The sequence below is a fragment of the Leucothrix mucor DSM 2157 genome (assembly GCF_000419525.1).
GTDB classification, from domain to species: Bacteria; Pseudomonadota; Gammaproteobacteria; order Thiotrichales; family Thiotrichaceae; genus Leucothrix; species Leucothrix mucor.
In genome coordinates this window covers 4,095,846-4,111,246 of the sequence record NZ_ATTE01000001.1, presented here as the reverse complement: position 1 = coordinate 4,111,246, position 15,401 = coordinate 4,095,846, and the positions used below count along the sequence as shown (strand labels likewise).

The following is a 15,401-nucleotide window of genomic DNA, read 5'->3' as shown; positions in this document are numbered from 1 at the left end:
CTATGAATCGTACCGACTCTTCGCAAAAACTGTTTAATGCCCCAGCGCTGTTATTAATTGCAGCGGTGTTAATCGCCTTTTTGGTGCTGTTGTTTCCATGGAAGGATGCGGATTATTTAGGACAGCAGGAGTCCGGTGCGCTAAAAGAACAATTCTCAAACCGCTTGCAGGCTGAGCTGCATCAGATGCTGAATAAGCCGGATGCGCCAGCCAATGATGTACTCACACTGGCGCAATCGCTAAGCCGTAAAGGGCTATGGGAATCTTCCGAGCAACTACTTAGCCAAAAAATTGACACTAATGCGCTAAGTGACTTGCAACAGAAGCAGCTGGCAACGATTCAGCTACGTAACTACTTGGATGCCTATTACACGGCTTCTGCTGGCGGAACTGATATCAGAGAACAACGCATTGATGTGCGTCGTCATTTACAGTTTTTAGAAGATTATCAAGATCTTGCGCCTAATGAGCTAAAAGCCCTAGCCAAGGCCAGCACAGACTTTGGTTTATTGCCGCAAGCCGTAAAAATTTACTATCGTTTAGCTGAAATTGATCCTGAGCGCCGAGCCGAATGGTTGGCGGAGGCAGGACGTTGGGCCGGTCATGCCGGTGATCCGGTCAGTGCCGCAAAAGCCTTTAAAGCAGCCAGTGACGCTGCCACCGATAAGGGACGCTTCAATGTCTATATTTATGCGTGGCTAAGTGCCGCTGCGAAAGCCGGACAGCAGGATGAGGTGAAAGCCTTTTTGACTCAATCGCAGCATCAGCTGCCAGAATCACCTAAAAACCTGCAAAAGCTTGCGGAAGCCAGTCTTCAGGCTGGTTTACCAGAAAGTGCCAGCGATCTATTCGCTCACCTTGCTAAGCGAGACACACCTGAAAATGCACAACGTTGGTATGAAAAAGCGGCGCATTGGGCTGCAGAAACCAAATCCTATCGCAATGCCAGTTACTATTTACAGCAAGCCGAACAGCGCGCCACCAATGAAAATGACCGTTGGTTGATTCATCAGCGCCAGATTGAAGTCTATGTAAAAGATAAGCACCCAGACAAAGCCTTAGTCATTATTACACCGATGATCCAGCAACATCCGGATAGCTTGGAACTACTGAAAAAAGGCACCGAAATTGCGCTACTGGAAAAGAACCTACCATTGGCTCGTGACTGGAATCAGGCCTACCTGAAACAAAAGCCAGATGAGATAGATGCCATTATTGCGCAAGTTGATATTGAAACGCTGGATGAGGATTATCCTCAGGCGATTGACTACGTAAAGCGCGCCATCAAAATCAAACCGAAAGACCTGAAACTACGCGAACGCTGGGCGTTTTTGGAAGAAACCCAAGGCAATGAAGCATTGGCCATGCGCTTGTGGCAATGGATTTACCAGCAAAGTGGTGATCCTAAGCATCAAAACCAAGTCGTGCGCTTGGCGCAAGCGGATTTGGATGGTGAAGGCTTAGCTTTTCTTGTCAAACTATCCCGCCAGCAAGCGCTGCCAACTCAAGCCGTTAATGATATTTTCTTTTTTCTAAGCAAAAAAGGTGAAAAGCAAGCAGCTGAAGAATTCCTGAGCGCTTACTTAAAGCGGCACGGTCCTGATCGTGAGTTATCAGAAACACTGGCAAAATGGTATGGCGGCGAAAAGCGTTATGCCGCAGCCTTGAAGGTCTGGCAACAACTGACTCAACAATATGGCGACCGCACGACTTATAGTCTTACTCGCTTTGAGTTGCATTGGGCATTAGATCAAAAAGACAGTGCTTACCGCTTATGGCGTCAACACAAACAAGCATGGCAAACCAGTGCTAGCTTGCCTCAACTTGGCATTATGGCTGAAGTGGCCTGGACCTATAAACATGATCAGGATGCTTTAGGCTACTACCAGCAACTATTAAGCAAGCAAGATAAGCGCGATGTGAAAGAGCGTATTTTATATCACACCCGTATTGCGCTGCTATTTGATCGTCTCGGACAGCATCCACAAGCGGTCGCTGCGTTCAAACGTGGCTTTATGGAAACGGCAGATACCGACCTATTATTAAGCGGCCTGCAAGCCAGCTTTGATATGAAAGATGGTCGTGGATTCACTGCCCTGTTAGCACTGGCTAAAGAGCAGTCAACACGCTTTGCAAAAGAGCCACGTTATTGGTTGTTGCAAGCGGCTTATGCCAATCAACAGAAGGATTACAATGCTGCCGCATCGTTTTATCAGCGCGTTCTGGCACTAGATGCTAACTCCAAAGATGCCTTAGCAGGTTTGGAAGCGATCCGAACAGTGATGGCAGATGCTCGTAAGCAGTCTACTTTAAAGCAGTTGGCCGCAATGCAAACCGCTTTCGACAAGAAAGACTATGCGCTATTGGAAAAGCTGCTGGATGCCTCTCATGTAAAGCTCAATGAGTTTGCAGAGTTGCCACAGTATTGGTTATTGAGTAGCCAATTCAATTATCAGCAAAAGCATTATGCCTCCGCGCTTAAGGGCTATCAGCGTTTACTGGCACTAAAGCCAGACTCAGTACCTGCCAGACAAGGCACGATTCTGATCCTGACGGAACAGAAAAACTACCCTCTCTTGCGCCAAACCTTAGCTAAGTGGCAAGCATTTGCTGAACGCAATGATGTTCTTTGGCCAAACTATGCCTTGGCGTATCAAGCAATGGGCGAAGATACCAAAAGTCTGAAATGGTTTGAAATGGCGAGCATTAAGCATCCTGAGAACTATGCCATGTTGCTTAGCTATGCGCAGTCTCTGGATAAACTGAAGCAAACCACTAAGGCCAAACAAGTGCGTGACTTTGCAATCACTCAACTACGCCAGCAACTGGCATCAGGATCGCTGAAGCCGGATGAGCGCAAAGAGGCCTTGTTCCAGTATTTAAGTGTGCTGCAAAAAGACGGCTCTCAAGCGGAATTTAATAAAACTTATGCTGAGCTGGATCGCTTAACGCGCAGCAAAGCTGACAAAGACCGCATGAATGAGATTGCACTGGCTCAGGCATTAGATAAAAACAATCTGGCTCAGCTTAAGCAGTTATTGGCACGTGCAGATGTTCAACGAATGACTAAACCTGTCTGGATGCGCTTATCCATTGCACTCAAGCTAAAAGACAAACCGGCATTGTTGGCTCTACTTAAGCAGCCACAGCTGCTGTCGACTAGCGATCACGTCAGCGTACTGATTGCACTGGACAAAAAGCAACAAGCATTTGATGTCGCCAAACAAGCTATTAGCACTGCAAAAACACAGGAAGAACGCGAGACAGCCCGAAAAATTGCGCTATCACTGGCTAATGGCAGAGTCTCAGAGTTTGTGGCTGCTTACAATTCACGCAGTGTTGGCAGCCTTAGAACAACCGAAGAAGTTTTACAGTATAAACAAGGCCTTGGAAAAAATGGCTTACCCATTGGCTTTGACATCAAACTGAAAAAGGCTCGGCTTAGCAATAATAATTTACCCGGTAGCGCCGTCAATGAGAAGGATGTTTCGGTTGGTTTTGAGTGGACTGATACCACTAATCAGCTGAATGCCAGACTTGGTGTATACGACAACGGTGATGACACAAAAGCCTATGGTAACGTCGCTTATAGAAAGCAACTAAACGACCGCTTAAATGCGGGTCTGGAATATGGTTATCAGGAGACCCCCGATGAAAACTCACACCTCAGACAGTACGGTCGCCGCAATCGAATTAAGGTCGATTTTAATGGCCAGATTGGTGACAAGCAGACCGCACAATTAACTGCTTGGCAGCATGAGTTTAACCGGACCAGTGATGGTCAATCGTTGGCTGATGGTGTCGGTGTTCGAGCTGCTGTTGTTCATCGTCAAAATACCCTGAATGGTCAATGGTATGGCGGCGTGCAAGGAACCTTGCAGAAGAACAACAACTCCAGCTTTATCAGTACCGAGGATGCTTTGCCGGAGTCGACTCAAAGTGTTGAGCTGATCGCCGGATTCAACCACGGTACACCAGGTCAAGGCTTGGATAAAAAATCAGAATTTCAGTACAGCGGCTCAGTCGCTTTAGGCCAAGTTTGGCCGACTGGAGAAACCAAAGCGCATGCAGAAGCGGCGATTGGTAAAACATTAATCGGAAACGATGAACTTAGTCTCGGCGTGTTTTATGACAAAGGCTCGCTCGGGAACGGTGAAGATAAAGGCATTAATTTGCAATACCGCAAATTCCTGGACTTTCCGGTAACGGATTAAAAAAGAAAACATCATGAAAAGAAAATCCATGCAAGGGCATGTGGCGATCGACCAGTTCGCCCTGCCTCGTAAAAATCCCCCCGTTGTATTGGAGAAACTTCGTCCAACTCCGGATGCGGCCATTCTTGAAGTGGTCCTACTCCCATTATTAGTGCCGTTCGTAGCCTGGTTAATGGGTAGGCAAGATCTGTTTTTCTTAGAAACGGCTTTCCCTTGGATGCTATTGGTGCCGACGCTCACCGCTTCACGCTATGGCTCGCGATATGGTTTGCTGAGCCTGCTGGTGATGTCATCGCTGAGTCTGTTATATGTATTGGTATATCAACCGGCTCTGTTAACGACGGTAAGCCAGATTTTAGTCGGTAGTTTACTGGTGGTATTAGTGATTGGTGAGATGATCCAATACTGGGGTAAGCGCACCACGCAACAAGCTGAAGAAGTTGAAAAGTACCGCCAAAGTGCCAGCCAATCAGAGCAAGCACTGCAGTTACTGCACATTTCTTACAGCCAGCTAGAAGAAGATTTAGTGTCGGTTAATCAGTCTCTGGCTAGCTCTTTACGCTTGCTGGATACATCCATTAATCAGGCACAAACACCTGAAGGGACTGACTCTGGCCGCGCAATCAAAATTGCTGTTCAAAAAATGCAGGAGATTCTGAAGCAATATTCTTGGCTTGAAGCAGCAGCCTTTTACCGCGTAGACAGTAGCGGCAAACTGCATGCAAAAGATATCGGCAGCATTGGCAGCATGAAACCTGGCATGCATCAGGACCCTTTGGTGAAAGAAGCACTGCGCTGTAAGCAAGCTGTTAGCATCAAACATGATCAGCTCATGCAAAATCGCCAGCTAAATACTAATTTGCATGCAGCAATTCCATTATTGGATTCTAAGGGCACCGTTTGGGGTGTGATGGCAGTTGCTAAAATGGCACCGGCATCGCTAACTCAGCAGAACCTAAACCTACTGGCATTGCTGTGTAACTATGTTGCGAACCTGCTGGATAACAGCAAGCGTCCAGCGACGAGTGCTAAGTTACTGCTTCAGGAAATGTATACCGCTTTAAATGTGGTACTCAATACAGTTAAAACAGCGACATTGATTACCATGGAAGTGAAAAGCTCTGCAGAAACCGATGAGTATAAAGACTACTTTGTGAACAAGGTTCGGGGTGCTAACCGCATCTGGAATTTGCAACGTAATGGTAGTGCCACGCTGATCATGCTGTTACCCATGTTCAATAGTCAGGACTATAAGCAGTTTGAAAGCAGCTTAAGCAGCACTTTCAAAAAGCGCTTTGGTAAAGAGTTACCAGAAGCCGGTATTACCATGACGTTCAATCATATTCGTCACCAAATGCCGCGCAGCGCACTGCAAAACTATCTGGTTAGCTTAGGGAAATTCGACAATGCGCGACTTATCCGTTAGTTCTTTACTGCCAGTTTTCGCACAGCTGATCTGCTTTGCGCTGCTGTGGCCTCAAGTGCCATCGCTAACGCTGGCAGCGCTGGTCGCTCATATTGCCATTAGCGTCATTACTGCTTACTGGTTGAGTGTACGCTGGCAGGAGCAAGCATTAACGCCCGGAAAAATTTGGCTGTTTGTGGCTAGTGCAATGTTCTTTTTGCCTGTCATCGGATCGATCACAATCGCTTTACTGGACAACCGTGCCGCATTGCGCGAACGTGGTATGCAAGCAGGCATTGGTGTCATCAAAAGCAAAACGCCAGTAGCCCGCGATTTATTAAACTACTTCTCGGCGCCGGAGCACTATCAAAAAGGTAGCTTGCGCAAAACTCGCGACTTACTCTCATCTCTGGATGATGAGGCATACCTTGGCTTATTAATCGCCTCGCGCCACTTACCGGATAAAGAAGCTTACGCACTGCTAAGTGAAGCACTATTGAGTCCTTTTGAAAGTGCGCGTCTGATGTCCTACGCTCTGAAAGGCAAGCTGGAAGAGCGTATGCAGGAAAACTTACAGAGCAAGCTGGATGCCTTAGAAACAACTTCCAAAAAGCATCAGGCAGAATTAGCACTGGCAGTCGCCCAAGACTATTTGCATTTATTGGATGTCGGAATCGAATCCACCAGTAAAACCGTTCTGCTGGAGCAAGCTTATACTTACACCACACGGTCGATTCGCCGCAGTCAGGACTCCGCTTCAGCGTTTAATACGCTAGCCACTATTCTGGAATTGCAAGGCAAGCCACGCCAGGCACAACAATCCCGAAATCGCGCACTAGCACTGGATGCCAGCATTACCGAAAACCATGATTTGCAACACGCAGCAGCCTAATTCTATTCAGCTGGCATTTTCTGGCCAGCCGTTAGACTGAAGTACTAATAATAAACAAAACTCTAATTACGTGCCTGATACCGAATTTCCACGACTGGGTCCTTCAGAAAAAGCCGACATTTGTCTGCTGCTTGAGGGTACCTATCCTTATGTGCGAGGTGGTGTTTCCAGCTGGGTACATCAGCTGATGATCGGGCATCCGGAGTATCAGTTTGCATTAGTGTTTGTGGGCGCTAGTAGCGAGCATTACTCGCAAATGCATTTTGAGTTTCCAGACAATGTTTGCCACTTTGAAGTCCACTTCCTAAATGACTCACTTGATCTTGGCCCACCCAAGCCACATAAGCTAGATGCAGAAGCCGTCTCGGTCATTACCGATCTCTACAAACTGTTAGGCCAAGGCGGTCAGGCGCCCTCACTTCAGCAATTAGCTGGACTGGGTAAGCTGCTTTCCAAAGCCTCTCAATACACTGCCGATCAGTTTTTCTATAGCCCTGAAGTCTGGGAAATGATTACGGATAGCTATCGCCGTAACTGTCCTGAATTACCGTTTAATGAGTTTTTCTGGAATATTCGTGCGATGCATGCGCCGATTCTGGCATTACTCAAGATTGCACAAACCGCACCGCTAGCTGATTGCTATCACACCATTTCAACGGGTTACGCCGGGCTGCTGGGTTTATTCCTGCGCCTGATGAAACAGAAACCGCTGATGGTAACCGAGCACGGTATTTACACTAAAGAGCGACAAATTGACCTCTACCAAGTTGACTGGATTAAAGAAAACAATCCTGATTTAGCGGCAGGACTCGATGACCGAATTAGTTATATCCGGCAATTATGGATGCAGTTCTTTGAAGGACTGGGCCGACTGACTTACAGTGGCTGCATTGTGATTGTGACGCTTTACGGCCAAAATCGCCAAAAACAGATTGATCTTGGCGCACCGCCAGAACGCTCCATCGTTATTCCCAATGGCGTTAAAATTGAACGCTTTGTTGAATTACGAGATCAGCGTGCCGAAGGTATTCCTCCGGTATTGTGCTTGCTGGGTCGAGTGGTGCCGATAAAAGATATCAAAACCTATATCCGCGCCGTTGGAATCCTTTGTGAAACCATCCCAGAAGCTGAAGGCTGGATTGTGGGACCGGAAGAAGAAGAACCAGAATACGCTGCGGAGTGCCATGCGCTCGTTGAGCAACTGGGTTTGCAGGATCGTATGAAGTTCCTTGGCTTCCAGAACATCAATGACATTCTCCCGAAGATGAGCCTGATGACCTTAAGCTCAATTAGTGAAGGTCAGCCGCTGGTAATTCTGGAAGGTTATGCCGCTGGCGTGCCAGTACTTTCAACCGATGTTGGCTCTTGCCGCGAATTGGTTGAAGGCCGCACTGATGAAGATCGCGCTTTGGGCTCCGCTGGCTCCATTGTGCCTATCGCCAATCCAAGAGCGTTGGCCGAAGCCGCTGCCGAATTATTAAAAGACGAAGCCCGATGGTATCAGGCACAAAAATCCGCCATTGCCAGAGTAGAACGCTTTTATGGCGAGCAAACGTTTCTGGAAAACTACCAACAACTTTATAAAAAGGTATTAGGCCATGGCCGGAATCGGATTTGAGCTAAAGAAAATGCTCAAGGATGACAGCTGGTTTGGCCTGCTGAAAACCTACACCTATGCTGGCGCGATAAGCTCCGGCCCGTGGGTATTATCCATTTTAGGCATCATGCTCGTCGGCTTGATGAGCTTAAGTAGCCAAGGTGATGCAGGCGTTTGGCTGAGTGAGTTTCTGGTTTCAGTGACCTGGCTTATGTCATTCTCACTAGTGCTCAGTAGCTTATTGCAGCTGGTCTTTACCCGTTTTATGGCAGATCAGATTTACCTCAAAAACGATCACCTGATTTTACCGAACTTTATCGCAGCAATGGGCTTATCCAGCATTGTCAGCGGCGTCATTGGTATTGTACTTTGGCTAACGGTTTTCAAACACCTAAGCTTTCTGTATTGCACCCTAATGCTGATGAACTTTGTATTGCTGTGCAATGTTTGGTTAGCCATTATTTTTGTGGCCGGCATGCGTCGCTACAAAACTATTTTGCTGGTATTTTTAGTCAGTTATCTCAGTATTGTTCTCTTGTCTGTTGTCTTGAAAAGCGCTGGAACGACAGGCTTACTAACCGCGTTAGCCATTGGTCACGGTATTTTGCTGGTCGCACTCTTGGTGATGATTTTTCAGGAATACAGCGCCGACACCCTACTTCGCTTTGACTTTCTAAAGCGCAAAAATGTTTACCTGATTCTGATTTTTATCGGGTTGTTTTTCAATATGGGTGTGTGGGTTGATAAGTGGATATTCTGGTTCGCGCCCTCGACCTCAGATGATGTCAATGGAGTGCTGCGAGCATCTGTCATTTACGACTTACCGATTTTTCTCGCTTACTTATCAATCATTCCCGGTATGGCTAGCTTTTTGCTGCGCATCGAAACTGACTTTGTAGAGACCTATCAGGATTACTATTCTGCGGTCAATGATGGTGCGACACTCAGCGAAATCGAAAGTCGACGCATGAATATGACCCAGACCATTCGACACGCTTATCTGGAAATCATCAAAATTCAGGGCGTGACCGTTTTACTATTTTTCGTGATGGCAGAGGACATTATTAGCTGGCTGGACCTTTCGCCACTGTATGTGCATTTGTACTATATCGACCTGCTCTCGACTGCCATTCAGGTGCTATTTCTCGCCACGCTAAATGTATTTTTCTACTTTAATCTGCTGAAGCCCGCATTCTGGATGACGTTTGGGCTATTTTCGTTAAATCTAATCTTTAGCTTGCTCAGCATCATGCTTGGGCCTGCTTTTTATGGCTATGGGTTCGCTTTAGCCATATTTATAAGCACCATCGCGGGCATGATCGTTCTATCCGACAAACTTAACCGCTTGGAATACATTACATTCATGTTGCAACGCTGAAAGCATCTAATGGGGTGATAAAACAAGGCCACAGGCCATTTTAACGAAATTATGTTACCCCCAAGCAGGTGCTCAGATGAAATTAACCGGATCTTCACGGTGGCTTAGCCCACTCCTAATGCTAGTCGCGGGCTCTGCGCTCAGTGTTTCGACACAAGCAGCTGATATTGTTATCGATGGCAATATCTCCGAATGGACCACTCAAGACCGTTTGGAACTCCCACCACAAACACCTGTTTCAGGTTACGAACTTTCAGGCCGCTATGAAGGCAGTGCTTATAAAGTATTGTTGCGGAATCTGAATGGCCCAATCTCAACCGGCACCACATTTTGGTTGAATACCGATCAAAACTCAGACACTGGCTATAAAATCTGGGGATACGCAGGCGGTGCAGAATATAACGTCAATATTGCGGCAGACGGTAAACCCTACCTGTACCAAGATGCCGATGGTCAAACCTTGGTTTCCGGACCGCTAACACATAGCATTGTTGCCGATGGTAGTGGTTCGAATATGGAATTCGAAATTCCGGAGTCTGCGATTGGTAGCCCAGCCGGCAGTGGCATCAACTTATTGATTGATGTTAACAACTCCACCTTTTTACCAGTCAGTTACTGGCCACATAGCAACAATTACATTATTGCCAAGCAGACTGTGTTCAGTAACTCAGGCATTCAAATCGACGGCAGTAAGTCTGACTGGAACTCTGATGATCGGATGGATCTCGGTGAAGCCAATTCAGTAGACGGTGCAGAAGTGTATGGCCGCTACGAGAGTGGCAACTACAAATTCCTAATCCATGATTATAATCGTACGATTGGTGCTGGCACGACACTCTGGCTGAACACCGACCAAGACTATGCAACGGGCTACCAAATCTGGGGCTATGCTGGCGGTTCAGAATACAATATCAACTTCCACACGGATGGTAAGCCATACCTGTACCAAAATGCAGCTGGCCAAACGTTTGTTAGCGGCCCATTGAATTATGCGACGACCAGCGATGGTTCAAGTGGCACAATCATGGAGCTTGAAGTCGCCGAAGGCCTGATTGGTACACCGAGCGGCAATGGCGTTAACGTGTTGATTGATGTTAACAATAACAGTTACTTACCGCGTAGCTACTACCCGAACTCCAATAACTATATTGTGAGTCGTCAAGGTAGTACGCCACCACTAGCTATTGTCTACTCAGCAACAACAGCAGCTCAGTTCTTTGATAGCAAAGCCTATGCCCAGTTATTTATGAGCGTACAGTCGCAAGCCATTATGGCGGGTCTGCCGTTCGACTTGCTCTCTGAAGATGACTTGCTGGATCTGGATAAAATCACACAGTACAAAACGCTGGTTTTCCCTTATTTTGCAAATGTTAAAGAGTCCCTGCTTCCAGGTATTGAGCAAAACCTAGGCTTAGCGGTCAACGATTATAATGTTGGCTTGGTCACAGCAGGTAACTTCCTGACCAATGCTGAAACTGGTGGCAGTCTGCCTGGTGATGCTTATTCTCGTATGAAAAGCCTGATGGGTATTACGAGAATCTCCGGCGGCGGGCCTTTCAGCCTGTCATATAAGATTATTAATACAGTTCACCCAATTACTTCGGGTGAGTTCGATGTTAATGAGGTGTTACGGACTTACACTAGCGCTTACACTGATTACTTTACTGCAATTGGTACTTACCCAAGCACTGTCCTAGCCACTCAAACACTGAATGGTACGGATACCAAGAATGCATTGATCGCGACTGAAAATGGTGGACGCCATGCTCACTTTGGAACGGTACAGCTAATGACTGATACCAATATCCTTTGGACCGTATTGCAGTGGAGTGTTTACGGTGAGAAAGCACCTGTTGCCCTGCACATGAGCCGTAATAAAGCCCTATTTGTTGCACGTAACGACATGGACCAAAGCATGTTCAGCGATGAAGTCGCTCTGGTTGATGGTCAGTTGTTGCCAATTCTGCAAACCTGGAAGGATGAGTATGGCTTTGTAGGTTCTTACTACATTAACGTTGGTGGTAACCCTAGTAATCAGGAAGAGACTAACTGGGGCTATTCTGCTCCGTTATATCAGCAGTATCTGACGCTGGATAATGAGATTGGAACGCACTCCTATACTCATCCACATGATACTAATACGTTGAATCCCACTCAGCTTAGTTTTGAGTATGCGGACTCAAGAGCTGTGATCGAGCAAAACCTGAATATCTCTAATATCGGTGGCGCGGTACCAGGTGCTCCTGAAAATCTGGCGATCGCACTGGAGAGTATTAAGCACCTTGATTATTTAAGTGGTGGTTACTCGAGTGTTGGCGCAGGTTTCCCGAATGCCTTTGGCTTCCTTAACCCAACTATCGGCAAAGTTTATCTGAGCCCTAACATGTCATTTGACTTTACCTTGGTTGAATTCCAAGGCAAAACGGCGGAACAGGCTAAGCAGGTTTGGTTTACTGAGTTCGATGACTTAACTAAGCACACAAAACAAGCTTTAGTTCACTGGCCTTGGCATGACTATGGCCCGATCAACTTTGATAACGCTGGCTACTCGTTTGACATGTTTGATAGCTTAATCAAAAAAGCAAAAGAGTATGGTTCTGAATTTACAACAGGACAAGACTTTGCAAATCGGATTAAAGCATTCAAATCAGCTGGCTTATCAGTGACTAAGGAAGGCAGTACGATCTCTGCCAAGGTCGCAGCGAGTAACAGTGGTCAGTTCTCTTTGAAAGTACCTGAGACAGACACTATTGCTTCAGTGGATAACTGGTACGCATACGATGATGGTCAAGTTTTCTTAACTGAAAATGGTGGAAGCTACACAATCAACTTGGGTACTCCAGCCAATAACGTTACGCGTATTACCGAGATGCCACCACGCAGTAAGTTGCTGTCTTTAAGCGGTGACGGTACTGATCTGCAGTTTGCGTTTGAAGGCTCAGGTACTGTGAATATTGATCTGAAATGCGCACCATCTGCATTTACGGTCAGCGGTGGTACTAATCGCTTCCAGTTCACAACGCCAAGCACAGTGGGCATTATCTTCTTAGAGAACCAAAAGTATGCAACGACTACGGTGAATGCTACTTGTCCTTAAGATTGCTCTACTAAAAAACGTTACACGCCAAAACAAAACGCCTCGTAAATTACGGGGCGTTTTTGTATTCGTTGAATAGGTAAAGCTCAATCGTAGTTATTACACACGCCAGGAATACTGGCACTGGCACTGGCACTGGCACTGGCACTGGCACTGGCACTGGCACTGGCACTGGCACTGGCACTGGCACGCAGTCTCCGCTAGCTCAAATTAAACAGCAACTTAGCATTTTCACTAGTGGCCTCGGCCACAGACTCCACCGTAATACCTCGTAACCCAGCAATACAACTCGCAATCTCTGGCAGCCAAGCAGGTTGATTGCGCTCTCCGTGATGACTGGCATCTGGCTGATCAGGCGCATCGGTCTCAATGAGCAAAGCGGACAGCGGTAATTCAGCAACCAGCATTCGTAACTTCAAAGCTCGCGTATAAGTAACCGGCCCACCAAAGCCCAAATTAAAACCAAGATCAATCAACTGTTCCGCTTGCTGCAAACTTCCGGAGAAACTGTGAATAACGCCACGCAAACCAGGCCGCTTGCGCAACTCTCGTAGCACAAGATCTAAAGCCTTACGGGCATGAATAATAACGGGAAGTTGATATTGAACCGCCAAATCAAGCTGCGCAGTGAAGTAGCGCATCTGAGTCTCAGAATCATAGTCCGGAATAAAAAAATCCAAACCACACTCACCCACTGCAACAACATCAGCCGTTTGCAAAAAGCGCTCTAGTTCAATTAAGTCATCCGGATGGTGTTCAGGGGTGAACACAGGATGTAGACCATAAGCTGCATGTAATAGAGGCTGGTCAGATGGCTCGGCAGGCTCTGATGAGGTCAATACTTGCAAGTCACGCCAACGCGCTGCTGTAACTGCTGGCACAATGATATCGCTAACACTCTGCCGCTTGGCTTCGACAAGCACCTCACGGCGGTCATCGGCAAATGGTTCTAGGTCGATATGGCAGTGACTATCAATTAAACGCATAGCTGATAAGCCTGAAGCATAGGTACTTCAGTATCCTGAAAGAGTAGGTCCTTTCATCTTATCACAAGCTAAATTGAGCTTCAGATGTGGGAAGTCAGGCAGTTGCCATTCTCAATGAATCAAGGTGTCATCCATCGATGAATGGCGCAGTATCAGTAGAGCCTGATACCAATAAATAGACTAAATAACTACCGCTGCTCGATCAGGAAATCAGCTAAGGTCTTATTACCTTTCACAGTCAGGTGACCATCAGATGGAAAGTACTGCCCCTCAACATCTTGAGCGTAAAGCTCACCCAAAGAAATTAGCTTAGTCGGAGAGATCGACTGCAGGCTTTTACGGATATTGAAATATGTTTTCTGACGCACTTCAGACTCAGGGTACAGAACAAAAATACGATAGTTAAAAGCATATTCATTACTTAAACGATCCAGTCGCTTAAATGCTTGTTCAGAAACCGAAAGCGCCTTATTAAAACTATTTTTGTGGGCATCAGGGTCTTGCTGCTGGCGCACTTCAGGCAACACTTGATAGTACAAAACCCGCATTAGGTTTGAGTAGTGCAAGGTTAGATTGACGACTCTTTTTAGCAAACTGAGATTTTGAATTCTTTGTGCTTCGACATCCGGACGTAATTCTGGTGGCTCATAAGAAAGTCCCTGTGCACGCTTTTCAGCCGCTGCCAGATTATCGGAAAAATCATTACCGGTGAAAAAGAACAAAAACACATTGTTCGGCGTCCAGCCTTTGTTTTTTAACACAGACTCTAAGCGGTCAAGTTCATACAAAGTACTAGAGCCAGGCACCGCAAGGTTGGCGCAGCTCAGGCTTTTAGCTTTACAGTAAATGGCAGGAAAGGCCTCATCGTCCTTAACGCCTTGCCCAAAGGTAAAGGAGTCCCCCAGAAATACGGTATCAGGGTTTCCAATGGCTTCTGGCGCGCGATAAGCATCAGCAGTAATGCGCGTTGGTGCATCGTAGTCCGGCGTGATGATCCGGTATTCACTACCCGGCTTGATATAGCTATGCTTAAGCGGCTCACCAGAGAGTGACTGAAGCTTAGGGCCTGGCGAAATTGGCACCATGTAACGACTTGCTGCCTCAGCAACTAGTAACACTAGCAGTATGCTAACCGACAATAAACTCAGGTTTGCGACAATGGTTTTCAATTTCATAGCTATCATCCTTGGTGAAGTACTAAGCGGAGCTCCCCGTCCCGTGATCACCATCCATAGTGATCTCTAGCCCACCTGCTCAATCAATCTTTAGAATAAGGTATATATAAAAGGTGCAATGGCACTACCTTGGGCAAACACTAGCAAGCCGCCTAGCAGTAACATCAATAAAATAATCGGTGCGAGCCAATACTTTTTCCGCTCACGCATGAATAACCAAAGGTCTGATACCAGGTCTAACATTAAAATGGTCTCTCTAAATGTTTCTTGTCACGCTTTTTAGTCACGATACGGTAGCTGTCTGTATTGGCTGACGACATGTCTGCCAACGGGTCTTTGCCCAATAATTTTAGTAATAGCCCAATTGGAACGATCAGTAAAAAGTACATGATGCCCATAATAATTCGGGTATTGATCCATCCTAATACGTCACTAATCTTTAGCCAGATCCTGTTTACAGGCGCTAACAGCATAGGACGTAGCATTCCGGCGACAGCAAAACCCAAAGCGGTGATAAACGGCCAATACGGCATGTTGTAAGAAAACAGCCAAGGCAGCACTAAGGCAAACATAAAGATCAGCATACCTGCCATAATCAATCCGAAACTACGAAGCGACTCTGGGGTATCTGGAGGAGCGTTATGGCTACTAGTCATG

The 15,401-nt window shown here is 46.6% G+C and carries 10 protein-coding genes; 6 read left to right on the top strand and 4 right to left on the bottom strand.

What is annotated here, in order from left to right; all coding sequences use genetic code 11:
• Positions 1-2 precede the first annotated feature (2 nt).
• The 6 genes from LEUMU_RS0118695 to LEUMU_RS26805 all read left to right on the top strand — a co-directional run bounded on the left by LEUMU_RS0118695 (position 3) and on the right by LEUMU_RS26805 (position 12,583).
• Positions 3-4,214, top strand: coding sequence for a tetratricopeptide repeat protein (locus tag LEUMU_RS0118695; protein ID WP_022953831.1), 4,212 nt, complete (start codon positions 3-5; stop codon positions 4,212-4,214).
• Between the two features lie 13 nt (positions 4,215-4,227).
• Entirely contained in the window at positions 4,228-5,640 is a 1,413-nt protein-coding gene (locus tag LEUMU_RS0118690; RefSeq protein ID WP_084708135.1) for a PelD GGDEF domain-containing protein, read from the top strand.
• Entirely contained in the window at positions 5,621-6,511 is an 891-nt protein-coding gene (locus tag LEUMU_RS0118685; RefSeq protein WP_022953829.1) for a hypothetical protein, read from the top strand. The genes LEUMU_RS0118690 and LEUMU_RS0118685 overlap by 20 nt, the downstream gene beginning before the upstream one ends.
• Positions 6,512-6,581: 70 nt before the next feature.
• On the top strand, positions 6,582-8,129 hold the full coding sequence (gene pelF, locus LEUMU_RS0118680) for a GT4 family glycosyltransferase PelF (protein WP_022953828.1): 1,548 nt from the start codon (positions 6,582-6,584) through the stop codon (positions 8,127-8,129).
• Positions 8,110-9,486, top strand: a complete 1,377-nt coding sequence (gene pelG, locus LEUMU_RS0118675) for an exopolysaccharide Pel transporter PelG (protein ID WP_022953827.1) — start codon at positions 8,110-8,112, stop codon at positions 9,484-9,486. Before pelF ends, pelG begins: the two co-directional genes overlap by 20 nt.
• 76 nt (positions 9,487-9,562) lie before the next feature.
• Positions 9,563-12,583, top strand: a complete 3,021-nt coding sequence (locus LEUMU_RS26805; RefSeq protein WP_157474392.1) for a polysaccharide deacetylase family protein — start codon at positions 9,563-9,565, stop codon at positions 12,581-12,583.
• A gap of 200 nt (positions 12,584-12,783) precedes the next feature.
• On the opposite strand, the gene LEUMU_RS0118665 is transcribed toward LEUMU_RS26805, so the two are convergent.
• From LEUMU_RS0118665 to LEUMU_RS26800, 4 genes are all read right to left on the bottom strand, one after another.
• The gene (locus LEUMU_RS0118665) at positions 12,784-13,569 is read right to left on the bottom strand and encodes a TatD family hydrolase (protein ID WP_022953825.1); all 786 of its coding nucleotides are present in this window, start codon (positions 13,567-13,569) and stop codon (positions 12,784-12,786) included.
• A 188-nt stretch (positions 13,570-13,757) separates the two neighbouring features.
• On the bottom strand, positions 13,758-14,744 hold the full coding sequence (locus LEUMU_RS0118660) for an SGNH/GDSL hydrolase family protein (protein WP_022953824.1): 987 nt from the start codon (positions 14,742-14,744) through the stop codon (positions 13,758-13,760).
• A gap of 90 nt (positions 14,745-14,834) precedes the next feature.
• Entirely contained in the window at positions 14,835-14,987 is a 153-nt protein-coding gene (locus LEUMU_RS28985) for a DUF5989 family protein (RefSeq protein ID WP_022953823.1), read from the bottom strand.
• Positions 14,987-15,400: an SxtJ family membrane protein gene (locus LEUMU_RS26800; protein WP_022953822.1), complete on the bottom strand. Its 414-nt coding sequence runs from the start codon at positions 15,398-15,400 to the stop codon at positions 14,987-14,989. The genes LEUMU_RS28985 and LEUMU_RS26800 overlap by 1 nt, the downstream gene beginning before the upstream one ends.
• Position 15,401 lies beyond the last annotated feature (1 nt).

Excerpts from the sequence above, each read along its gene's own strand:
- LEUMU_RS26805 (WP_157474392.1), top strand. The coding sequence starts at position 9,563 with ATGAAATTAACCGGATCTTCACGGTGGCTTAGCCCACTCCTAATGCTA.
- LEUMU_RS0118690 (WP_084708135.1), top strand. The coding sequence starts at position 4,228 with ATGAAAAGAAAATCCATGCAAGGGCATGTGGCGATCGACCAGTTCGCC.
- LEUMU_RS0118695 (WP_022953831.1), top strand. The coding sequence starts at position 3 with ATGAATCGTACCGACTCTTCGCAAAAACTGTTTAATGCCCCAGCGCTG.
- LEUMU_RS0118665 (WP_022953825.1), bottom strand. The coding sequence starts at position 13,569 with ATGCGTTTAATTGATAGTCACTGCCATATCGACCTAGAACCATTTGCC.
- LEUMU_RS0118660 (WP_022953824.1), bottom strand. The coding sequence starts at position 14,744 with ATGAAATTGAAAACCATTGTCGCAAACCTGAGTTTATTGTCGGTTAGC.
- pelG (WP_022953827.1), top strand. The coding sequence starts at position 8,110 with ATGGCCGGAATCGGATTTGAGCTAAAGAAAATGCTCAAGGATGACAGC.
- LEUMU_RS0118685 (WP_022953829.1), top strand. The coding sequence starts at position 5,621 with ATGCGCGACTTATCCGTTAGTTCTTTACTGCCAGTTTTCGCACAGCTG.
- LEUMU_RS28985 (WP_022953823.1), bottom strand. The coding sequence starts at position 14,987 with ATGTTAGACCTGGTATCAGACCTTTGGTTATTCATGCGTGAGCGGAAA.
- LEUMU_RS26800 (WP_022953822.1), bottom strand. The coding sequence starts at position 15,400 with ATGACTAGTAGCCATAACGCTCCTCCAGATACCCCAGAGTCGCTTCGT.